Origin of the sequence: Streptomyces sp. P9(2023) (genome assembly GCF_032436795.1) — a bacterium.
Lineage (GTDB): Bacteria > Actinomycetota > Actinomycetes > Streptomycetales > Streptomycetaceae > Streptomyces.
Genome location: NZ_JAUPWM010000001.1, coordinates 318,147 through 340,480 on the forward strand (window position 1 = coordinate 318,147; position 22,334 = coordinate 340,480).

At 72.0% G+C, this 22,334-nt stretch carries 17 protein-coding genes; 3 read left to right on the forward strand and 14 right to left on the reverse strand.

The genetic code is table 11. The annotated features are described in order from the left end of the window. Positions 1-165: 165 nt before the first annotated feature. Together Q5762_RS01465 and nhaA are read left to right on the forward strand one after the other, a co-directional pair. Complete coding sequence (locus Q5762_RS01465) at positions 166-1,713, forward strand: alanine/glycine:cation symporter family protein (RefSeq protein WP_315890022.1); 1,548 nt, start codon at positions 166-168, stop codon at positions 1,711-1,713. Between the two features lie 208 nt (positions 1,714-1,921). Then, entirely contained in the window at positions 1,922-3,238 is a 1,317-nt protein-coding gene (gene nhaA, locus Q5762_RS01470; protein WP_315890023.1) for a Na+/H+ antiporter NhaA, read from the forward strand. A gap of 21 nt (positions 3,239-3,259) precedes the next feature. Here the strand turns inward: nhaA and Q5762_RS01475 are convergent, their stop codons facing one another. Then, positions 3,260-3,979: a leucine-rich repeat domain-containing protein gene (locus tag Q5762_RS01475; RefSeq protein ID WP_315890024.1), complete on the reverse strand. Its 720-nt coding sequence runs from the start codon at positions 3,977-3,979 to the stop codon at positions 3,260-3,262. Positions 3,980-4,314: 335 nt separating this feature from the next. On the opposite strand from Q5762_RS01475, the gene Q5762_RS01480 reads away from it, so the two are divergent. Further along, positions 4,315-4,920, forward strand: coding sequence for an AMP-binding protein (locus Q5762_RS01480; protein WP_315890243.1), 606 nt, complete (start codon positions 4,315-4,317; stop codon positions 4,918-4,920). A 67-nt stretch (positions 4,921-4,987) separates the two neighbouring features. On the opposite strand, the gene Q5762_RS01485 is transcribed toward Q5762_RS01480, so the two are convergent. The 13 genes from Q5762_RS01485 to asnB all read right to left on the reverse strand — a co-directional run bounded on the left by Q5762_RS01485 (position 4,988) and on the right by asnB (position 22,282). After that, entirely contained in the window at positions 4,988-6,502 is a 1,515-nt protein-coding gene (locus Q5762_RS01485; protein WP_315890025.1) for a DUF885 family protein, read from the reverse strand. 34 nt (positions 6,503-6,536) lie between these two features. Beyond that, positions 6,537-7,739, reverse strand: coding sequence for an ATP-grasp domain-containing protein (locus Q5762_RS01490; protein WP_315890026.1), 1,203 nt, complete (start codon positions 7,737-7,739; stop codon positions 6,537-6,539). A gap of 3 nt (positions 7,740-7,742) precedes the next feature. Beyond that, a complete protein-coding gene (locus Q5762_RS01495) occupies positions 7,743-9,080 on the reverse strand; it encodes an MFS transporter (RefSeq protein WP_315890027.1) in 1,338 nt (445 codons plus the stop codon). A 130-nt stretch (positions 9,081-9,210) separates the two neighbouring features. Beyond that, positions 9,211-9,795: a cupin domain-containing protein gene (locus Q5762_RS01500; protein WP_315890028.1), complete on the reverse strand. Its 585-nt coding sequence runs from the start codon at positions 9,793-9,795 to the stop codon at positions 9,211-9,213. Continuing rightward, positions 9,792-12,305, reverse strand: coding sequence for an ATP-grasp domain-containing protein (locus Q5762_RS01505; RefSeq protein WP_315890029.1), 2,514 nt, complete (start codon positions 12,303-12,305; stop codon positions 9,792-9,794). The genes Q5762_RS01500 and Q5762_RS01505 overlap by 4 nt, the downstream gene beginning before the upstream one ends. Further along, positions 12,302-13,606, reverse strand: a complete 1,305-nt coding sequence (locus Q5762_RS01510) for an aminotransferase class I/II-fold pyridoxal phosphate-dependent enzyme (RefSeq protein WP_315890030.1) — start codon at positions 13,604-13,606, stop codon at positions 12,302-12,304. The genes Q5762_RS01505 and Q5762_RS01510 overlap by 4 nt, the downstream gene beginning before the upstream one ends. Positions 13,607-13,609: 3 nt before the next feature. Continuing rightward, positions 13,610-14,431: a 2,3,4,5-tetrahydropyridine-2,6-dicarboxylate N-succinyltransferase gene (locus Q5762_RS01515; protein ID WP_315890031.1), complete on the reverse strand. Its 822-nt coding sequence runs from the start codon at positions 14,429-14,431 to the stop codon at positions 13,610-13,612. A gap of 17 nt (positions 14,432-14,448) precedes the next feature. Next, complete coding sequence (locus tag Q5762_RS01520) at positions 14,449-15,726, reverse strand: diaminopimelate decarboxylase (RefSeq protein WP_315890032.1); 1,278 nt, start codon at positions 15,724-15,726, stop codon at positions 14,449-14,451. Between the two features lie 36 nt (positions 15,727-15,762). Further along, on the reverse strand, positions 15,763-16,455 hold the full coding sequence (locus Q5762_RS01525) for a class I SAM-dependent methyltransferase (RefSeq protein WP_315890033.1): 693 nt from the start codon (positions 16,453-16,455) through the stop codon (positions 15,763-15,765). Positions 16,456-16,473: 18 nt separating this feature from the next. Then, a complete protein-coding gene (locus tag Q5762_RS01530) occupies positions 16,474-17,856 on the reverse strand; it encodes a hypothetical protein (protein ID WP_315890034.1) in 1,383 nt (460 codons plus the stop codon). 57 nt (positions 17,857-17,913) lie between these two features. Continuing rightward, positions 17,914-19,524, reverse strand: a complete 1,611-nt coding sequence (locus Q5762_RS01535) for a GMC family oxidoreductase N-terminal domain-containing protein (protein WP_315890035.1) — start codon at positions 19,522-19,524, stop codon at positions 17,914-17,916. A 7-nt stretch (positions 19,525-19,531) separates the two neighbouring features. Next, the gene (locus tag Q5762_RS01540) at positions 19,532-20,395 is read right to left on the reverse strand and encodes a TauD/TfdA family dioxygenase (RefSeq protein WP_315890036.1); all 864 of its coding nucleotides are present in this window, start codon (positions 20,393-20,395) and stop codon (positions 19,532-19,534) included. A 45-nt stretch (positions 20,396-20,440) separates the two neighbouring features. Next, complete coding sequence (gene asnB / locus Q5762_RS01545; RefSeq protein ID WP_315890037.1) at positions 20,441-22,282, reverse strand: asparagine synthase (glutamine-hydrolyzing); 1,842 nt, start codon at positions 22,280-22,282, stop codon at positions 20,441-20,443. Between the last annotated feature and the right edge of the window lie 52 nt (positions 22,283-22,334).

Consider the following 22,334-nt stretch of genomic DNA (forward strand, 5'->3'; position numbering starts at 1 on the left):
TCCCCGGCAGCACGACGCACGTGATCACGGTCCGAGAACGCGGACCGTCGACGCCGGTCGCAGATCGGACGACGGCGTTCGCTCTCCCAGACCGCTCTCCCAGATCGCTCTCCCCACCAGTGCGGCATTCAGCGCGCCGGTCCAGCGCCACTGAGGTAACCCACCGTGTCACTCGATTCCTTCACCCAGTCCGTCGACAAGGCGGTGAGCGGGTTCTTCGAGCCCATCGCCACCTGGCTCGTCGACGTCGTCTTCTACTCCGTACCGGTCGGCGGGACCGAGGTTCCGCTCATCGTGGCCTGGCTCGTCGTCGCCGGTCTGGTCTTCACCGGCTGGTTCGGCCTCGTGCAGGTGCGCAAGTTCAAGCTCGCCGTGAACGTGGTGCGGGGCAAGTACGACGAGAAGGGGTCGGCCGGTGAGGTCAACCACTTCCAGGCGCTGACCGCCGCCGTCTCCGGCACGGTCGGCCTCGGCAACATCGCCGGTGTGGCCGTCGCGGTCTCCATCGGTGGCCCCGGCGCCACGTTCTGGATGATCCTGTGCGGTCTGCTGGGCATGGCGACGAAGTTCGTCGAGGTCACGCTCGGTGTGAAGTACCGCGAGGTGCACGCCGACGGCACCGTCTCCGGCGGCCCGATGCACTACCTGCCCAAGGGCCTGGCCGAGCGCTTCGGCAAGAACGGCAAGACGCTCGGCAAGGTCCTGGCCGTGCTCGCCTCGTTCTTCGTGCTGTTCTTCGGCCTGTTCGGCGGCAACCTCTTCCAGGTCAACCAGTCCTACGCCCAGCTCGTCTCCGTCACCGGCGGCGAGGACGGCATGGTGGGCTCCTCCGCCGGCGCACTCTTCTTCGGCATCCTCATCGCCGCCCTCGTCGGCATCGTGCTCCTCGGCGGCATCCGCTCCATCGCCTCGGTGACCAGCAAGCTCGTGCCCGCCATGGCCGGCATCTACATCGCTGCCTGCCTGGTCGTCATCCTGGTCAACGTCAGCGCCGTCCCGACCGCCGTCTCCTCGATCATCGAGGGCGCGTTCAACCCCGAGGGTGTCGCCGGTGGTGTCCTCGGCGCGCTGATCGTCGGTTTCAAGCGGGCCGCGTTCTCCAACGAGGCCGGTCTGGGCTCCGCCCCGATCGCGCACTCCGCGGTCAAGACCAAGCACCCCGCGAGTGAGGGCCTGGTCGCCCTGCTGGAGCCGTTCATCGACACGGTCGTCATCTGCACCATGACCGCCCTGACCATCGTCATCGCCAACCCGGCCAGCTGGGCCGAGGCCCGCGCGGGCGAGTCCATCGGCGGCGTCACGATCACCTCGGACGCCTTCGGCACGGTCCTGCCCTGGTTCCCGTACATCCTCACCATCGCGGTGATGCTGTTCGCGATCTCCACCGTGCTCACCTGGGGTTACTACGGTCTCAAGGCGTGGACGTACCTCTTCGGCCGTAGCAAGGCCAGCGAGATCACGTACAAGGTCGTCTACACCGTCGTCGCCGTCGCGGGCTCGCTGCTCACGCTCCAGACCCTGATCGACATGGCCGACGCGGTGCTCTTCATGCTCGCCGTCATCAACATCATCGGCCTCTACCTCCTCGCCCCCGTCGTCAAGCGCGAGTTGAACTCCTTCCTCGCCTTCGTCAAGAAGCGCGACGCGGGTCTCGACACGGACGAGGCCACGGACGGGGACACCGACCAGGAGCCGGTGAAGACCACCGTCTGACCCCCCCTGCGGTACGGCTCCCGAGAGGGCCCGTCCTCACCTCGCGCCTTGGTGGGGACAGGCCCTCTCACCCGTCCTGTACCGGCACGCCCGCCACCCGATAGGGTGTGAAGAACGCGTCAATACGACGCTGGTGTGCCGGGAAGTCTGGTCGGCGTCCGAGGGGCTGTGCGCCCATCTGTCGACTCGCCCCGGAGGTTTCCTTCCCATGGCCCAGGCACGCCCGCCACGCAGGACCGTCCTCGGTCTGCTGCCCTGGCCCGAGCGCCAGGCGGTCGCCGAAGCCCTGCGCACCGAGACGGTCGGCGGCCTGGTCCTGCTCGCCGCGGCCGTCATCGCCCTCGTCTGGGCGAACAGCCCGTGGAGCGCGGCGTACGAGTCCGTTCGCAACGCCCACTTCGGCATACCGGCCCTCGGGCTCGACCTGTCCGTCGGGCACTGGACGGCCGACGGTCTGCTCGCCGTCTTCTTCCTCGTCGCCGGCATCGAGCTCAAGCGCGAGCTCGTCGTGGGTGAACTGCGCACCCCCGCCAACGCGGCGCTGCCGGTGATCGCCGCCTTCGCCGGCATGGCGGTCCCCGCCGCCCTCTACACCTTCACCGCCGCGGCGGGCGGCGGAAGCCTCGACGGCTGGGCCGTCCCGATGGCCACCGACATCGCGTTCGCCCTCGCGGTCCTTGCGGTCATCAGCACCCATCTTCCGGCCGCCCTCCGGGCGTTCCTGCTCACGCTCGCGGTCGTCGACGACCTCGGTGCCATCCTCATCATCGCGATCTTCTTCACGAGCGACCTCAACTTCTGGGCGCTGGGCGGCGCGTTCGCGGGACTCGTCGTCTTCTACGGCCTCCAGCGCCTCCGGGTGCGCGGCTGGTGGTGGTACGCGCCGCTGGGCATCGTGATCTGGGCGCTGATGTACAACTCCGGGGTGCACGCGACCGTCGCGGGCGTCGCCATGGGCCTGATTCTGCGTACGACCCGTGACAAGGGCGAGGAGAAGTCCCCGGCCGCCCGGGTCTCCCACCTCGTGCACCCCTTCTCGGCGGGCATCGCCGTCCCCGTCTTCGCGCTCTTCGCAGCGGGCGTGAGCGTGTCGGGGGACGCCCTGGCCAGGGTCTTCACGGACCCGGAGCCGCTCGCGGTCTTCATCGGCCTGGTGGCGGGCAAGATCCTCGGAGTCTTCCTCGGCACCTATCTGGCGGCCCGCTTCACCCGCGCCAGGCTCAACCCGGACCTCGCCTGGGCGGATGTCCTGGGACTCTCGGTCCTCGCGGGCATCGGCTTCACGGTCGCGCTGCTCCTGGGCGAACTATCCTTCCCGGACGCCACCCAGGCCGAGCACGTCAAGGCCGCCGTCCTCCTCGGCTCCCTCGCCGCGGCGGCCCTCGCCGCCGTACTGCTGCGCCGCCGCAACCGCGTCTACAAGCGCCTGTACGAGGAAGAGGAAATCGACGCGGACGCGGACGGCATCCCCGACATCTACCAGGGCGCCGGCCGCGTCCCGGGATCCGGGCACCCCGAAGGCTGAAGCGCGCCCCGGGCGGCTCCCTCACGCCAGGACGACGCACCCCCGCCGCTCCAGCTCCCCGACGAGCGGCTGGGAGGGATCGACGTCGTTCCAGCGCAGATCCAGCTTCTCCAGCGAGGGCATCCGGGCGAGCCAGTCCGGCAGCCGGCGGAGGCGGTTGGAGCGCACGTCGATCTGACGCAGGCGCGGAAGGCCGGCCAGTGAACCCGGCAACTCGGTCAGCGAGTTCTCGCGGAGGTCGAGGTGGCGCAATTCCAGCAGTCCGGCCGCCGACGACGGCAGCTCCTCGATCGCGTTGCCCCGGAGCCACAGCTCACGCAGGTCACGGAGGTGCCCGATGCTGTCGGGCAGGGTGGTGAGCCGGGTGTGCTGCGCCCTGAGCTCGACGAGGCCGGTCATCGCGCCGATGGTCTCCGGGAGGGTGGCGAGCGGGTTCTCACCGACGTTGAGATAGCGCAGCCGGGTCAGCTCTCCGAGAGCGTCGGGGAGCCGTGACAGCTGGTTGTCGTGCAGGTAGAGGAAGCCGCTGAGCCCGGTCAGCCCGCCGAGTTCCTCCGGCACCGACGTCAGCGCGTTGTGGCCCAGGTCGAGGGTGGTGAGGCGGCACAGCCGCCCGATGTCCGGGGGGAGGGACGTCAGTCCGTTGTCCGCGAGGATGAGCACGCGGAGCTCGGTCTGGTGCCAGACCTCCTCCGGCACCTCTCCGAGCTGGTGACGCCAGAGGTTCAGTGCATGCCGCACGGCCTCTCCCCTCCCCTTCGTACGTGTCGAATGCCGAGGTCCAGCTTTACCCCATGGCTGGGCGGCCTAGGCGGGCCCGCCTCCCTCATGGCGAGTCGAATCGAGCCGAGTCGGTCCGATTCGACGGATATCCCCCGTTCGCGTTCCAGGCATCAACCTGCCGTGCAGCATCTTGATCGGCTGCGTCCGCCGCGCGGTGGGCGGGTTGTGTCAGCGTGTTCTGCGCCGACGAGCCGACGTGACAGGGAGAGACGCGTGACCGTGAACACGGCGAACACCCGGCGCGGGGTGGAGCAGGTCCGGTTCCTGGACCGACCGGGTCCGGGGAGGCCGCGCTGTCGACCGGCCTCGCCCAGGGCGAGGTCTACGCGGCACTGGTGACCGGCGCGACCCTGGTCCTGGTCTCCCCCGAGGACGCCTCCTCCGCCCCGGCGCTCGCCGCTCTGATGCGCGAGCAGCGGGTCACGTACGCGGGCCTGTCGGTGCCCCGGCTGGACCAGCTCGACAGCGGTCCGTACCCGCACCTGCGCCACCTCACGGGCGACGGCGAGGTGATCCCGGCGGAGCTGGTCAACAAGTGGAACATCCCGGGCCGTAAGTTCGTGAACCTCTACGGAACTGCCGAAACGGGCGTCGCCTCCACCCGACACCTCTGCGCCCACGTCAAGTGGCAGACGCCACCGCCGGTCGGCCGGCCCGAACCCGGTCGGCGCCACTACGTGGTGGACGTGCACGGCGACCTGCTGCCGGCCGGGGTCGCGGGCGAACTGCTCGTCGGCGGCGAGGGTCTGGCCCGCGGCTACCTCAACCTGCCGGAGCTCACCGCCGAAAGGTTCGTGCCCGATCCCTTCGTGCCCGGCGGCCGGGTGTACCGCACGGGCAGGTCGGCCCGCCGGACGCCCGGCCTCCGACTGGAGCTGCTGGACAGCCTCGACCGGTAGCCACGGCACGCACGCACACGATCAACCCCCGCCGCCCCGGCGGGGGTTGATCGTGTGTGGGTGCCGGTCAGGCGGCGAGGTCGCCGACAACGGCCCGGGCGAGCAGGCCGATCGGCGGCATGCCGAGCGCAAGCAGCGCGTCGTGGAACCGCCGGTGCGTGTAGCCCGCTCCCCAGCCGCTCCGCGCCAGGCTCCGAACCCGCGCGATCTCCAGCTTGCCCAGCACATAGCGGCCGTACGTGGACTCCACGGCGCCCCTGAGGGCTTCCCCACGCGCGGCCCGGCCGCGCAGGAACGCGTCGGACTCGAAGCGCGCCGCGGCCTCCTCGACCGTCATGGCTCCCGTGTGGATGCCGACGGAGCACGTCAGCCGGGTGACCCGCAGCAGGGCCTCGACGGCCATGCCGATCGCGTACCGCGGGTCACCGCCGCGGAACCCCTCCTCGGCGTACAGCTCCTCCACGTAGTGCGCCCAGCCCTCGACGAACGCGGGCGATTCGAGCGACCGGCGTACGTCGCTGGTCAGGGCCCGCAGGGCGCGGCCGTGGGCGTAGTGGCCGGGGGTGACCTCGTGCACGGTGATGGCGGGCAGCGACGTACGGCTGAAGACCGCGAGCCACTCCGCCCGTTCCTCGGCCGGCCAGGCGGGGTCCGGCGGCACGACGTAGTACCAGCTCGGGGCGTCCGCCTCGTAGGGCGCCGACCACGACATCATGGCCTGGGCGAAGGCCCGTGAGGCGGGGGCGGGTCCGACGCGGCACAGGCCGCCGGGCTCGCCGATCAGGTTCCGTTCGCGCGCGAAGTCGCTGACCTCGCCGATCAGGGCGGAGGCCTCGGCGAAGACGCCGTCCACGGTCACCGGGTGATCCCTCATCAGGGCCGGAACGACCTCGGCGGCCTTCTCGCCGGGGGCGTACCGATCGACGGCCTCGTCCAGGATCGCCCGTAGGCGGGCCGTCTCGCGTTCGGCGGTCTCCGTCAGCCCGGCGAGCTCGTAGGCGATCCCCTCACCGGCGCCGAGCAGCCGCAGGAACGTGTCGGCGCCCAGCGCCGCCGAAGGCTCGCCGTCGCGTTCGGCCGCCTCCACATGGGCGACGAAGCGGCGCACGGCGGCGAGGGCCTTCGGGTCGTCCACGCCCTCCGCGAGGCCGCGCACGGCGGGCAGCGACGCGGCGGCGACGGGGGCCGGCACCCGGTCGAGGGCCTCGACGGCGTGGTCCACCGCCGCCGGCCAGGCCGCCAGGTGCCGTTCGCGGGCGCGGCGACGCTCCTCGGCCGGGGCGTACTCCCGGTCGTAGCAGGCCAGGTCCATGGCGCCGACGTGCAGCAGCGGATCGCGGCGGTGCACCTCGGCCTCGGCGAAGCGGGCGCGCAGCCCGTCCTCATGGATCTCCGTGACGGCCGCGTCGAACGGGTCCCGGGGCAGCGGTCCGGTCCCCAGGGCCGCCAGCGCGGCCGTCACCCCGCTCGGCGACAGGTCCTGGACGCGCCCGTCGTACGTGTGCAGCCCGACGTACTCGCGCGCCCGCGCGACATCGAGGTCCAGGGCCGCGCGGACGCGTGCGCCGGGGGCGTGCGTCATGGCCGGTGCCTTCCCTCGGGTCGGATCCGCGCGCTCATCCGGTGTCCCCGTCGGGCCGGCGGGTCTCCACCCGCAGCAGGCCCCGGACCTCGGCGAGCGCGGCCTCCAGCTCGTCCCGGCGCGGCGCGGCGAGGACGACATGCCCGACCCGCCCGGCCGACGAACGTACGGGGGCGATGGTCGCGCCCTCCGCGACCTCCACCTCCGCCTCGACCACGCGGGGATGGGCGAGGACCTCGGCGAGGCCGTGGACGGCGGTCACCGTCCCCGGGTGCGCGGTGGGCAGATAGCTCGCCGTGTGGCGCAGCGGTCCCTGGGGCGGCGGCGGGAGTTCACGGCCGAGCGCCATGCGGACGACCATCTCGTACCAGTCCGTCCCGTACGCCAGACCGAGCAGGTCCATGAGGCGGTCGCCGGGGGTGCGGACGGCGACCTCCATGACCGCGGGCCCGTCGGGGGTGAGCCGGAACTCCAGGTGGACGATGCCGGTGTCCATGCCCATGGCGTCGAGGACGGAGCGGCCGAGGGCGTCGACGATGTCGCGCGTGGGGCCGTCCACCTCGGCGGCTGTGCGGTGGGCCGTCTCGACGAAGTAGGGCGGTCCGGTGGTCTCCTTCCGCGTCAGGTTGGCGAACCACACCTTCCCGCCCCGGACCAGCGCCTCCCAGCTGAACTCCGGCCCGCTGACCGCCCGTTCGACGAGCAGCCGGCCCTCCGTTCCCCGGCGGGCGACGACCTCGTCGTACGCCGCGTGGTCCGCGACGAGTTCGACGCCCGCGCTGCCGGCCGAGGAGAGCGGCTTGACCACCACGGGCAGGTGCGCGGACGCCCAGGCGCGGGCGTCGGCGAGGGCGTCGGTCACCAGGTGGTCGGGCTGGCCGATGCCCGCCGCGGCGAAACGGCCGCGCTGGAGCGCCTTGTTCCGCGAGAGCGCGGCGGCGCGCAGCGAGGGTCCTGGCAGTCCGAGCTCGTCCTGGACGAGTGCGGCGGCGAGCACGTGCGGTTCGCTGAACGCCACGACCCCGTCGGGGCGGGCGGCGCGTACGGCTTCGCTCGCGGCCTCGTACCACAGTTCGTCCGAGCCGCCCCGGCACACGGTGACGTCGTCGACCTCGCCGGCGAGCGTCGCCGCGCGTTCGGCCGTCTCCACCGCGTGCACCCGCACGCCGAGCCGTCGTGCCGCGGCGACGTAGGGGCGTCCGGTCAGACCCACCCCGATCATCAGCAGCCTCTGCATGGGTCACCTCTCCTGTGACAGCTCGTCCGCGGGCGTGCGCGACGCCTCGCGTCCGGCGGCCACCGTCTCGTCGGCCGATTCGGTCTCGTCCTGCGCCGGTTGCTGGTTCGCGGCCGTCGCCTGGGCGCGCCCCGCCCGACCCGCGATCAGCACGATCGCGAAGCCCGTCAGGACGAAGCAGCCGGCCAGGCCCACCCAGCCCGCGGCGCCGTTCTCGATCACGCCCCAGGTGATCAGCACCGGTCCCGCGGCCGACGCCCCGCTCGTGCCGAGCTCGTAGACCGACAGATAGGTGCCTCGCCGCTCCTTCGGGGACAGCGCGTAGGACAGCCGCCAGGCGCCCACCGACTGCCAGATCTCCCCCAGCGTCAGGGCCGCCGTGGCCGCGAGGAGTAGCACCGTGGCGGTCACGGCGCCGCCCTGGGCGGCCAGCGCCACCAGGACGCAGCAGGCGGCCAGGCACAGGCCCGACCACTGCTGGCGTCGCGCCGCGCTGCGCAGGTCGGTCGATCCGCCGCTCAGCCGGACCTGGGTCAGCACGACCATCCCGGTGTTGAGCACGACGACGACACCGATGACCGCGGGCGGGGCGTCCGTCCGGGTGCTGATCCACAGCGGAAGGGCCGCGGTGAGGAGGACGGTGTGGAGGAACAGCACTCCGTTGAGCACGGCGAGTGCCAGGAACCGCGGGTCGTGCACCTTCATGCCCGGCCGGTCCGCCTTCGCGCGTCCGGCCCTGACGTTCGCCACCGCGGGCAGCCGCGAAAGCAGCACGGCGGCGGCGAAGAACGTGACGGCGTCGGCGAAGACGAGACCGGAGAACGCCCTGGTGCTCTCGGTCGCCAGCGCGCCGGCCGCCAGGACCGCTCCCAGGCTGAAGCCGACGTTACGTACGGTGGCGATCACGGCCATGGTCCGCACGCGCGCCGCGTCGCCTTCGACGGCGCCGACGATGCTCTGCACGATCGGCCCGCCGCCCCATTCCGCGATGCCGATGAGGAAGGCGATGACGTAGAAGAAGGCGGGCTCGGCGGCGAACGGATAGACGGCGAAGCAGAGCCCCCGCCAGGTGTAGAGCGCCACGATGGCCTTCTTGGCGCCGATGCCGTCGGCGAGCCTGCCCAGCGGCACCATGCCGAGGAATCCGGCGAGTCCGGCCAGCGAGAGTCCCACGCCCACCTGGATCGTCGACAGTCCGAGGCCCCGGGTGAAGAAGAGGGCCGAGCCGGCGATGAACAGGCCCGTGCCGACGGAGTCGACGAACGACGCGGCGATGAGCCGGCGGGCGCTGCGGCCGGCGGGCAGCCAGGAGCGCAGCCGGGCGCTCAAGGGCGTGGTCATAGGCGGGTCGACCTGTCGTGAGGGGGGTGGGGTCAGAGGAAACGGGCCTGGTCACAGGCTGGCAGGACGCGGGCCGACCAGGTCCGTCCGCGGCGGGCATCAAGCTGCACCGCAGCATCCTGCCGGGCGGTCATCCCTGGATTTGTTCGGACTTTCGGGGCCGGGCGTCCTCGTGTCGGCCGGCCCGCTCGGCGCCGATGCCCACGAAGCACATCAGGGCCGGGCGGTCACCGCGGTTGTGCCAGGCGTGGCGGGTGCCCAGCTGTACGACGCAGGTCCCGGGGGTCACCCGTACCTCCTGGCCGTCGTCCAGCTCCAGATGCAGCTCGCCTTCCAGGCAGATCCCGTAGTCGAGCGTGTCGGTGGTGTGCATCCCGGAGTCACCGGACTCGAACACCTCAAGCAGACCCGGGAGTTCGCGCTCCACCTCGGCGGCGAGCTCGTCGGGGTCGCCGACCGGCGCCGGGGCGGAGGATTCCGGCTGGTAGCGCGCGAACAGCAGCCGCGTACCGCCCTTGCCGGCGAAGAACGGCATGGTCGTCGGGGTCGGCGGTCCGCCGTCGAGCTCGACGGAGCCCTCGGTGCCCCACAGCAGGAAGAACTCCGAGCCGGGCCAGGCACCGACCGTGACCGGGCGCACCTTCTCGTCGAGGGTGACGGCGGAGCCGCCGTCGTGGCCGCGGGCCGCCACGACGAGCCGTGGTTCCAGGGTCATCGCGGGTCCTCCGTGGGCTCCACCCGGACCGACGCGAAGAACTCGGTCAGGAACCGTTCCAGTACGGCCGCGGGCGCGGGTCCGACGACGCCGGCGACGGGTACGTCGGCGTCCGCGTAGGTGATCGTGGTCTTGATCGGCTCGTCGGCTCCGCGCTGCACCCAGCGCTGGACCACCGGGTCCTGGCGGAAGGGCTCCTCGCCGGTGATCCGGCAGTACCGGGAGCCCAGGGTGTGGCCGGGCACCACGAACCAGCCGTAGCGCTCGTCCGGTTCCGGCGTACGGACCTCCGGCCGCTCGGCGGCCCCGTCGACGATCAACCGCACCTGTGCGGACGGCATGTGGACGCCGGTGGCCAGCGCGAACGTGTCGACCACGTCGGCACCTCCGACCCGCGCCCCGACCTCCAGGAACACCGGACCCTCGTCGGTCTCGATGGCCTCCAGGTGGAACGGGCCGTCGTGGATGCCGACCGCGCGCAGGCAGGCCAGCGTCCAGTCGACGGTCTCGGGCGGGGTGTCGATCTGTACGGAGCCCAGCGGCCGGCCCTCGGCGTATCCCAGGCAGGTGCCGACGTACCGGCTCGCCTGGACGACGATCGGCTCGCCGGCCGCGACCAGCCCGTCGACGTGGATGATCGGTCCGGTGACGAACTCCTCGACCTCCAGGGAGCCGATGTCGATGCCGGGCTCCGCGCCGCGCACCGCGTCGAGCGCGGCGGCCGCCGTCGAGTACGTCGTCACGCCCTCGCTGGACGCGCCCGCGACGGGCTTGAGGACCGTGCGGCCGCTCCAGGGGAGGGCGTCGGCGCCCTGGCTGAGCGCCTTCAGGAGCGGGGCGTACCGCGGTGTCCGCAGTCCGGCCGCCGCGACCGCCGCCTTCATCACGACCTTGTCCCTGGCCGGAAGCACGTCGTCGGGCCGGGGCCCGGGGACACCCAGCGCCTCGCGTATCCGGGCCGCCGGGATGAGGTCGTACTCGGACAGGGCGATGACCACGTCCGGCGTCGGGAGGCCGGCGACGGAGGCGAGCACCTCGGCGACGGTGTCCCCGATGCCGGGGCGTTCGAGCCGACGGGCCTTCACGTCCGCGGGGAGCGTGGCGGTCCGGTCCACGGCGCTCACATACGTGACGTCGTGCGCGTCGTGGTCGATGTTCTCGGCGTACCGCACGAACGAGTCCGGGATGCGGTGCAGGACGAGGATGCGCAGCGAGGGCCGCTCGGCGGCCGGAGGGCGCGGGGACGGTACGGAGCCGGTGGCCCCCGTGGCCCCGCCGACCGTGAGCCGCAGCGCGCGTTCGGCGTGGGCCAGCGCGGCCTCGCAGTCGGCGTCCGTCTCCGCGACCGCCGTGGCGAGGGCGATCCGGCCGTCGATCAGGCCCTTGCGCGGCGGCGAGACCACGTCTCCTGGGCCCACCAGCGGGTCCAGCAGGTCGAGTTCGGCGGGCAGGCCCTCCGGGTCGAAGGCCACCGAGGCGATCAGCGTGTCGTTCTCGCGCGGGTAGAAGAAGCGCACCCCGGCGAAGGCGGCAACGGAGGGCGCCACGTCGGGCGCCACGCCGCAGGCCACGTCCGCGGCGGCCAGGCCGGGGTCGATGCCCGTCGCGCGCAGGCCGAGGTACGGGATGAGGTCGCCGCCGAGTCGTCCGTTGACCTCGATGAGCTTGGGTCCTTCGGGCGTCAGCTTGAGCTCCGCGTGCGTCCAGCCGTCCGTGCAGCCGAGCGCCCCGTGGATGTCCGTGAGCGTCCGCAGCAGCTCCGGGTCGGTCAGCAGCGGGTCGGCGCCGCTGACCCGGTGGCCCGTCTCCTCGAAGTACGGCGGGAAGCCGACTTCCTTGCGGCCGACGAAGACCGGGGTGACCCGGCCCTCGTGGACGACGGAGTCGACGCTGATCTCCGGCCCTGCGAGGTACTCCTCCACCAGGACGACCCGGTCGAAGTCGGGCGCGTGCGGGACCGGGACGTCCCGGGTCGCCTCGAACTGGTCGGCCAGCTCGGCCGCGTCGCGGACCAGCACGACGCCCTGACTCCCGCCCGCGGCGCGCGGCTTGAGGACGACCGGGTAGCCCAGCCGGCCGGCGGCGGACAGCGCCTCGGCGACCGTCCCGACCAGGGCGAAGGCGGGCTGCGGGAGCCCCGCCGCCGCCAGGGCGGTCCGGGTCTCGAACTTGTCCCGGCAGCGGCGCACGGCGGTGGCGCGGGTGCCCGGCAGGCCGAGTTCCTCGGCGACGAGGGCCGCCTGGACGATGTGCTCCTCGTGCCAGCTCATGACCCCGGCGACCGGCTGCTCGGCGGCGATCCGCCGGGCGGCGGCCGACACCGACCGCTCCCCCGTGTCGGGGACGACCGTGGAGCCCGCCAGGTACGGCAGCTCCCAGGTGGGCGCGACGGAGTCGATGAGGTGCACGCGGTAGCGGGTGGCGATCGACCTCAGCAGGTACTCGCGGTAGCGCCGGAGTCCGCTGGTGATGACCAGCAGCAACGGCTTCTCCTCGTCCAGCGGTGTCATCGGGAGGTGTCCTTGGTCTGGAGGATGGGCGGTCGGTGGGAGGCGGAAGCGGAAGCGGAAGGAAGGAGAGCAGCAGTGCGTACGCCGGTGGTCATCCCGTCCCGCAGACGCAGGAGTGCCTCGCGCATCAGGGGCTCCTCGTGGACGAGGGCGATCCGGACGTGCCCGGCACCCGGGTTGACGCCGTCGTGCCCCACGGCCCCGAAGTAGCGGCCCGGCATCACCGACAGGGCGTGGTCGCGCCACAGCCGCAGGGCGGTGGCTTCGTCGTCGTCCACCGGCAGCCAGAGGAAGAACCCGGCCTCGGCCCTTCGGTAGTGGGGGACGTCGGCCAGGATCTCGTCGGCGAGCTCCCAGTTCCTGGCCAGTGCCTGGCGTGTCAGCTCCACGTGCTCGTCGTCCCGCCACAGCCGGGCGGCGATCGAGCAGACCGGCAGCGGGGTCGACACGCCGCAGACCCGGTTGTGGTACGCGTAGTCGGCCACGGTCTCGGCGTCGCCGGCCGCGAACCCGCTGCGCAGTCCGGGCGCCCCGGACCGTTTGGACAGGGTGTGGAGCACGAGGAACCGGCCGTTCGCGGCCTCCGACCGCTCCACGAGGGCGAGGTAGCCGGTCGGGGTACGGCCGAACGACAGGTCCGTGTAGCACTCGTCGACGACGAACAGGGCGTCCGCGGCGCGGGCGGCCGCCGCCGCGTCCCGCAGGAACGCCTCGGACAGCAGGTCGCCGCGCGGGTTCCCCGGGTTGCAGACGATCAGCGCGGCGACGGGGACGCCCGCCGCCGCGACGGCTTCCTCCACGGCGGCGGCGCCCCGGTCGGGGTCGTAGAAGACCGGGCGGGCGCCGGCCGCCAGCGTCGCGGCGTGGTAGGTCGGGTAGAAGGGGTTCGGCATGACCACGGCACACCCACCCCGCCCGCCGCCGACCCGGCCGCCGGCCTCGCCGGAGACCCCGGAGGCTCCGGCGGCCCCGGCCCGCCCCACCGCCCGGGCGAGGGCGAGCGCCACCGCCTGCTTGGTCCCCGGGGTGGGTTCGACCGCGACGGTCCCCCGGGCCAGTGCCTCCCGTACGCCGAAGCGCCGCTCCAGCCAGTCGCGGTAGGCCGCGCGTAGCTCCTCCGTGCCGCCGAGCGGCGGGTACCGGGACCAGCCGCCGGTGGCGAGGAGGGCCAGGTCGTCGATGCCCGAGCTCGGCAGCCGCGACTCACCGAGGTGGAGCCGGACCGGGGTGAGCCCCGGCGGTGTGGGCACGCCGTCCTGGAGGGCGCGCAAGCGGGCGAAGGCGCTACGGGCCTGCTGCATCGGTCAGTCCCGTACGAGGTCGTTGAGGGCCGTCTTGCCCCGGGTCCGCTCGTCCGCGTACTTCACGATCACCGCGGCGTACGTGGAGAGTTCGGGCCGCTTGGGGTCTGTGCGCGCGCCGGGGACGACGACCGCGTTCTCGGGTACCTCGCCCCGGGTCACCTCTCCGGTGGCGCGGTCGACGATGGGGGTGGACGCCCCCAGGTAGACCCCCATGCCGATGACGGCCCCGGTGCGGACCCGTACGCCCTCGGCGATCTCGCTGCGCGCGCCGACGAAGACGTCGTCCTCGATGACGACGGGGTTGTCGCCGATGGGTTCGAGGACGCCGCCGATGCCGGCGCCCCCGGAGATGTGGCAGCGCTCGCCGACCTGGGCGCAGGAGCCGACCGTCGCCCAGGTGTCGATCATGGTCCCGGCGCCGACGTACGCGCCGATGTTGACGAAGGACGGCATGAGTACGGCTCCGGGGGCGACGTACGCCCCACGGCGGACGACGGCGCCGGGCACGACCCTGATCCGGGCCTTCTCGAAGTCGGTCTCGTCCCACTCCTCGAACTTGAGCGGGACCTTGTCGTAGGTGGTGGGCCGGCCGTCGGCGGACCGGGCCAGGGTGTTCCGGCTCAGCGGGAAGGACAGCAGGATCAGCTTCTTGACGAAGGTGTCCGCGGCCCAGCCGCCCTCCACCGGGTTCGCCGCGCGCAGTTCACCGCGGTCGAGGGCGGCGAGCCCGGCCTCGATGTGCGGGGCGAGCGCCGCGAGGTCCGCCGGCGTCAGCGCGTCGCGGCGTTCGAAGGCGTCCTCGACGAGGTGCCTGTCGTACATGGCTTTCACTCCCGTACTCATGCGATGGGTGCCGCGTGCCGGTGCGCCGGGGCGGCCAGGACGGGGACCGGCTGGGGCGCGGTCGTCGCGACGTAGTCGGCGAAGGTCTCGGCGCGCCGGATCTCGACGACGTCGCCGTCCTCGGTCAGGAGGAGTTCGGCCGGCCGCAGTCGCCCGTTGTAGGTGAAGCCCATGGCGTGACCGTGCGCGCCGGTGTCGTGGACGAGCGCGATGTCGCCCTCGCGCGGCTCGGGCAGCGGCCGGTCGACCGCGAACTTGTCCATGTTCTCGCAGAGGGCGCCGACCACGTCGTACGCCGACTCGGGCCGCCCTTCCGCGAAGGGGAGACTCACGTGGTGGTAGGCGCCGTAGAACCCGGGGCGCATGAGCGCGGACATCGAGGCGTCCACGCCGACGATCTCCCGTCCCTTGCTGCACCGGTTGATGACCGAGGTCACGAGGACCCCGTGCGGGCCGGTGACGTACCGTCCGCACTCCGTCAGGATGCGGGGCGTCGAGCGGGGGAAGAAGCGGCGGCGGGCCGCCACGATCGCGTCCGCGTAGACCTGGAAGTCGAGCGGCCGGTCCTCCGGCCGGTACGGGATGCCGAGACCGCCCCCGACGTTGACGTAGTCGAGTTCGATGCCGGCCCGGTCGGCGACGTGGGCGCCCAGCTCGATCACGTCGACGGCGGCCCGGACGGCCCGGTCCACGTCGAGTTCGTTGGCGCAGATCATGCCGTGGATGCCGAAGCTGGTGGCGCCGCGCGCCTTGGCCTCCCGGTAGGCGTCCACGAGTTCGCTCACCGGCACCCCGAACTTGGTGGCCCGCGCGTCGCCCATGAGGCGGGAGCCGGCGGAGAGTCCGTGGGGCGAGACGCGGAACGCGACGGTGGGCGGCAGGGGGTCCGCCTTGTCGAGGAAGGAACGGTCGTCGAAGGTGACGAGCGAGCCGGTGGCGAGGGCGAGCCGGTACTCCGACACCGCGGTGTTGTTGGAGGTGAACACGGTGTCGCCGGGTCCGACGCCCAGGCCGCGGGCGAGTTCGAGCTCCACCGGCGAGGCGCAGTCGAGTCCGCTCCCCTGCTCCCGCAGGAGCGCCAGCACATGCGGGTTGGGCAGGGCCTTGACGGCGAAGTACTGGCGGTACGGCTCTCCTGCGAAGGCGTCCGTCATGGCGCGGTAGGTGTCGACGATGCCACGGGCGTCGTAGAGGTGGAACGGGGTGCCGTAGGCCGCCACGAGCTCGGTGAGCAGCGGCGTCAGGCGGCGCGAGAACCCCTCGGATATGGGCACGGTCTCCCTTTCTGGGGCAGGAACGGCACGCTGGGGCTACGGGACGCGGGCGACCACGACGGTGCGGTTCCGCAGCCCGCTGAGGGGCCGCAGGTACGGGAAGTAGTAGCTCTCCACCGGTATGTGGCCGAGCGCCGAGAGGCGGTCCGCGAGGTAGTCCTTGGAGAGGAACCAGAAGTCCTCGACCCGCTCGTGCTGGGCGAACGCCGCGTGCCGGTCCGCGGGCGCGTCGTTCGAGAAGACGAGCAGGGTGCCGGACTTCAGCTCGAGCTCGGCGAGCTTCGCGAGCGCGGGCGTGATCTCGCGTTCGCCGTCGAAGAGGTGGCCGAGGAAGCCGTCGGCGTAGACGAGGTCGGCGCCGGCGACGTCCGAGGGAAGCAGGGCGAAGTAGTCGGCGGCGAACGCGTCGACGCCCTTCTGCCGGGCCAGTTGGACGGCCTCCTCGTTGAAGTCGATCCCGCGGACCGTCCGGTTCTGCGCCGCGAGCACTCCTTCGACGGCGGCGTTGCCGCAGCCGAGCGAGAAGATGCTCCCTCCGTCATCGGTCAGCGAGAGCAGCTTGAGCGCCATGTGGGAGCGGTACTCGGGCACGTACGTGGAGGGGGTGATGGAGTCGTTGAACGCGCCGCCCTGCTCCCAGATGGCGTAGATGCTCGCCTGCTCCTCGCCGACGGAACGCTTCACCGTGTAGTAGTCGCGGACGCTGCCGAGGTTCTGCTTCGTTTCCATGATCATCGTGTCCCACTCTCAGGAGGCCGAGGTGCCGGTGGCGTGGAGGTGCTCTTGGGTGTACTCGATGGACTTGAGGGGCTCCTGACGGAGGATCTCGACCAGCGAGGACAGCGGGGCGGCGGTCGTCGGCCCGTACCGCTGGTGCAGCCGGACCGAGCGCTGGGCGTCGCTGGCGAGCAGGCTGTCCGCGAGGACGCGGGCCAGCGAGCGCAGGCCGGCCAGCACGGTCTCGGTCTCCCCCGCCAGCCGGGGACCGTTCTCGTCGACCGGTTCGAGGGCGCCCAGCTGCGTGAGGTAGGAGAGCTGGAGGAACATGCCGTCGCTGTCGGGGAAGCGGCCGAGCCCCCGGTCCACGTACCGCAGGCACTCCGCCAGGTAGTACGCGACGCAGTCGGCGGGGTCGATGCCGAGGCGCGGCGCCCATACGTCGGCGAGGATGAGGATGCCGAACACGTCGGCGGCGACTTCCTGCAGGACGACCGAGGCCCAGCGGTCGGCCGCGTTCAGCTCCTTGAAGTCGGTGGCGGGGCGGTGGACGAAGTGGCCCAGCTCGTGGCTGAGGACGCCGAGCGTGGGGATGGCGGCGCACCGCGGCGCGGCCGGGTCGAACCGTGCGTCGAGCCGTAGGTGCTGCTCGGCCAGCGGCACCGACACGCTCTCCAGGAGCGCGTGGTGGGTGTTGGCGAAGTAGTACGTCTTCTTGAACGGCGAGTACTTGACGCCCTCGTCCTCGGGGAGGAAGTAGGCGATGTGCTTGGGGTGCAGGTTTCCCTCGCCGGCCATGAAGAACAGCTCGGCCGCGCCGAAGGCGGGCAGCTCGCCTACGCGCAGGTCGGCGTGGAGCCTGCCGAGGCGGGCGGCGACCTCGTCCGGGGCCGCGAGGGCTTCGGTGACCAGGCGTTGGCGGGTCTCGTCGGCACGGCATCCGAAGGCCGTCGGCAGGCCTCGCACGTCCTTGCCGTACCAGGTGGATATCTGCCCGGCGACGACCGTGAACTCCTCCTGCAGGGTGGCGAGTTCCTGGAGGATGGCGTCGTCGTAGCCCTCCTGGACGGCGTGGGCGCGCAGTTCGGCCGCGCGCCGGTCGTCCTCGCCCGGCAGGTGCTTGGCGACCTCGCGCATGGCCTCCGCGACGGACTCGGGCTCGTTGAAGCGGCGACGGGCGGGGATGCCGAGCTCCTTGACCCGCTGCCACTCGGCCTCGACGGCCGTCTTCAGCGCCGCCAGGGCGGCCGGGAACCCGTCGCCGAGCGCGGGGGTGGTGTCGGCCAGGTCCAGGCAGGCCAGCGCGTAGGAGCGGGACGGCGGCCAGAAGGCGCTGCGGTGGGCGCGGTACGAACCGGCCGCCGCGAGGTTGGATTCGTATGCGAAGCGATCCGCCGTGAGCTTGTCAGACATTGGGTTTCCACTTCTGGAATCGAGGTTGAGCGACCATCGATGGGACTCCGTGGGGCTTCAGGAGCGGGCCCACTCCTTGTGGTCCTCCAGGACCATGGCGGCGCCCTTTTCGCCGATCATCAGGCTCGCGGCGTTCGTGTTGCCCGAGACCATGGCGGGCATGACGGAGGCGTCGATGACGCGCAGGCCGTGCACGCCGTGCACGCGCAGCCGCTCGTCGACCACCGCGCCCGGATCGTCGCCCATGCGGCAGGTGCCGACCGGGTGGTACGAGGTGTCGCCGTGTTCCCGTGCGTAGGCGAGGAGTTCGTCGTCGGTCCGTACGTCGGCTCCCGGCGTCAGTTCGAACGCCCGGTAGCCGTCGAGGGCCGGCTCCTCGACGATGCGGCGGCCGATGCGCATGCCGGCGACGAGCGTGGCGCGGTCCGTCTCGCTGTCCAGGAAGCGCGGGCGGATCGCCGGAGCGGTCAGCGGGTCGCGGGAGCGGATGTGCAGGGAGCCCTTGGACTCGGGGCGCAGCGGATAGACCCCGAGGGTCATGCCGGGTGACGTGTCGAGGCGCCTGCTGGCGCCGGCTCCGTAGCTCGCGGGCGCGAAGTGGAACTGGATGTCGGGGCGGTCCGGGCTGCGGTCGGTGCGGACGAATCCGTACCCGAGGGCGATCGGCAGGCTGAGCAGGCCGCGCCGCTCGCGCAGGTAGTGGGCGACCTCGCGGGCCAGTCCGAGACCCCGGGACCGCTCGTTGAAGGTGATCGGCCGGCGCACCCGCCACCTGAGGCGGGCCGCGAAGTGGTCGCGGAAGTTCTCCCCGACACCGGGCAGGTGGTGCACGACGGGGACTCCGGCCTGGCCGAGGACGTCCGCCGAGCCGATGCCCGAGAGTTCGAGCAGCTGCGGCGACTGGACGGCGCCCGCGCTGACGATCACCTCACGCCCGCAGCCGGCGCTGTGCTCGGTGCCCCCCTGCCGGTAGTTCACCCCGGTGCAGCGGGTGCCCTCGAAAGTGAGCGCCGTGACGTGGGCGTCGGTGATCAGGGTGAGGTTCGGCCGGCGCCTGGCGTCCTTCAGGTAGGTGCCGGCGGCCGAGGAGCGCCGCCCGCCCTCGTGGTTCACCTGGTAGTAGCCGAAGCCTTCCTGGTCCCCGGAGTTGTAGTCCGGGTTCTCCTGGTAGCCGGCCTTGACCGCGGCGGCGAGGAAGGCGTCGGTCAGCTCGTCGCGGTCGCGCGGCGGTCCCACCGAGATCGGGCCGCTCCGTCCACGGCCGGCGCCCTCGATCCCGTGGACGCGCTCCATGGAGCGGAAGTACGGCAGGACGCCCTCCCAGGACCAGCCGGGATTCCCCAGCCGCTCCCAGTCGTCGTAGTCCTCCCGCTGACCGCGTACGAAGATCATCCCGTTGATCGCGTTCGAGCCGCCGAGGAGCCGGCCCCGGGGAATGCGCACGCTGCGGCCCAGGACCGTGGGGTCGGCGTCCGTCTCGAAGCACCAGTCGTACTTGGGGTTCCCCATGAGCACGGTCTCGGCGGCGGGGATGTCGAGGAGCGGGCTGCGGCGTTCGCTGCCCGACTCCAGGAGGAGCACCCTGATGGCCGGGTTCTCCGTGAGCCGTCCGGCGAGCACGCAGCCCGCGGCGCCCGCGCCGACGACGATGTGGTCGTATCGCATCATCGGCCGGTCACGCCTCGCTGCCCGTGCCGGCGGCGGACCGCACGCCCGAGATGGTCGTCCGGTGCATCAGACGCCGGTGCTTGACGTGGTCGTAGTACGTGGCGCGGTGCATCGCGCTGCGGTTGTCCCACAGGACGATGTCGCCCACGCTCCACCGGTGGCAGTACGTGAACCGCGGCTGGACGGAGAACTCCTGCAGGAAGGTGATGAGCGGCGCGCTCTCGTCCTCGGAGAGACCCTCGATGCGCCACGGCACGTTCCCGCCCGCGTAGAGCGCCTTGCGGCCGCTGACCTCGTGGACGCGCACCAGGGGGTGGGTGACGTCGACCCACTCGGCGCGTTCCTTCTCGGTGGGCGCCGGACGGTCGGGGTAGTTGTACGGCCGCGACTGGACCCGGCTGATGACGACCTTGAGGTCGGCGATCCGCTCCTGGACGGCCGGCGGCAGCGCGTCGTACGCGGCCATCATGTTGCCGTACCAGGTGTCGCCGCCCTCGGGGGGAACCTCGCGGGCGTACAGCATGGAACCCACCGGCGGGTCGGTCAGGTAGGCGCCGTCGCTGTGCCACACACGGCCGCTGTAGGCGGAGCCGATCGGCTTCCCGTCCCGGGTGATGTTGGACAGGATGAGGATCTCGGGGTGTTCGTCGTCGTTGAACTGCGAGCGGGTGTAGGTGAAGACCTCGCCGAAGTGCCGGGTGAACTCGACGTGCTGGGTGGGGGTCATGTCCTGGCCGCGGAACACCAGGATCGTGGTGTCGATCCAGGCCTGGTAGATGCGCTCGAGGTCAACGTCGGAGACGGGCCGGGTCACGTCTATGCCGCGGACCTCGGTGCCGATTCCCTCGGTGATGGGGACCAGTTCAAGCATGAAGGGGACTCCCTGGGAGTTCTGTCGTTTCGTCGGGCGGCTCCGTCAGGGGAGCGCGACCTGGTACTCGTCCATCCAGTTCCGCAGTTCCACGAGCTGGATCAGCAGGGCCGCCGGGTTGGAGCCGCCGGGCAGCTCCTCCCGGATCGCGTTCGCACCGATCTGCCGGATCAGCCCGTTCAGCCCGTCGCCGTCGAACATCCAGGACAGCGGAGAGGCCTTGTCGTTGACGATCCAGGACGCCTCGCGGACCAGCGTCCGGTCGTACTCGGGGTTCTGCACGTGCGGGTAGGCGCTCTTCTTGCGGTTGACCGTGCTCGGCGGGAGCACGTCCGCCATGGCCGCCTTCAGCAGGCCCTTCACGCCGCCCCGCGACTTCATCGCCCAGGGCACGTTCCACACGTACTGGACGAGCCGGTGGTCACAGAAGGGCACCCGCACGTCGAGACCGTGCGCCATGCTCATGCGCTCCTTGCGGTCCAGGATCACGGCGAGCGGCCCGGAGAGGCCGAGGAAGAAGACCTCCCGCATACGGGCGTCCCCGGCGCTCTCGCCGGCCAGCCGCGGTACGGCGGACAGCAGTTGGGAGTAGCGGGCGCGTTCGTCCTCCGCCGGGTCGAGCTCGGCCGTGAGGTCCGGCGAGAGGAAGCGGGAGAGCTTGGGGCCGTCGCCGAGCCAGGGGAACCCGTCACGTCCGGTGATCTCCGGCTTGAAGAAGTACGGGTAGCCGCCGAAGACCTCGTCCGCCGCCTCGCCCGTCAGGGCCACCGCGCAGTTGCGGCGGATCTGCTCGAAGATCAGGTACATCGACGCGTCGAACTGGCCCCAGCCGGGCAGGTCGCGGGCGCGCCGCGTCGCGGGGATGACGTCGAGGAGTTCGCCGACCGTCGCCGTGAGCGTGGCGTGCCGGGTGCCGAGGAACTCGGCCGCGGCCGCCGCGTAGGGGGCGTCGACGTCCGGCCTGAGCTCGGTGGAGACGAAGTGGGCCGGGTCGCTCTCGAACTGGACGCAGAAGGTCTCCAGTTCGCGGCCGGGATCGCGGGTGGCCAGCGCCCGGGTCGCGAGGGCGGCGACGGAGGTGGAGTCCACGCCGCCGGACAGCATCGCGCCCAGCGGTACACCGGTGACCAACTGCCGGCCGACCGTGTCCTCGAGCAGCTCGCGCACCCGCAGCGCCGTCTTGTCGAACGAGTCGTCGTGCGGTGCGCTGACGAGCTCCCAGTAGCGCCGGCGGGAGGATCCCGACTCACCGTAGGTGAGGACGTGCGCGGGCGGAACCTCGTACAGCCCCTTCAGCGGTGTCTCACCGGGCAGGGTCAGCCTCGGCTGCAGGACGACGGGGAGTGCGGAGATGTCGAGGCGCGCCTCGAATTGCGGATGGGCGATTATTCCCTTGGGCTCGGACGCGAAGAGAATTCCACCGGGATACTCGTGGTAATAGAGCGGCTTGACACCCAGGTGGTCCCGGCCGAGGTGCAGTTTCCGGGTCCGGCCGTCCCAAATCGCGAAACCGAAGGCTCCGTTGAGCCGGTCCACGCATTCGGCACCCCAGAGCAGGAATGCCTGCAGGAGGCATTCGGCGGTGGACGCGTTCCTGAGCCTGCCGCCGGCCGCCTCGATGTCCCGCCCGAGCTCCGCCGTGTTGTACAGCTCGCCGGTGTGCGCCACGTACACGGTGCCCGTGGGCGCGTCGAACCGCGCCGGCCGTGCGTCGTCCGCCTCTCCGGTGGTCGCGAGTCCGCGGTGGCCGATGGCGGCGCACGGGGACAGCCAGACGTCCCGGGTGTCCGGGCCACGGTGTCGCAGGGAATCGGTCATCGCGTCCAGAACGGCGTCCTGACGGCCGATGTCGCGCCGGAAATCGATCCAGCCCACCACGCCACTCATTTGTTCTCTCCTGATCGGTCGAAGCAGAATCTTTTGTTCCGACAAGCTGCCG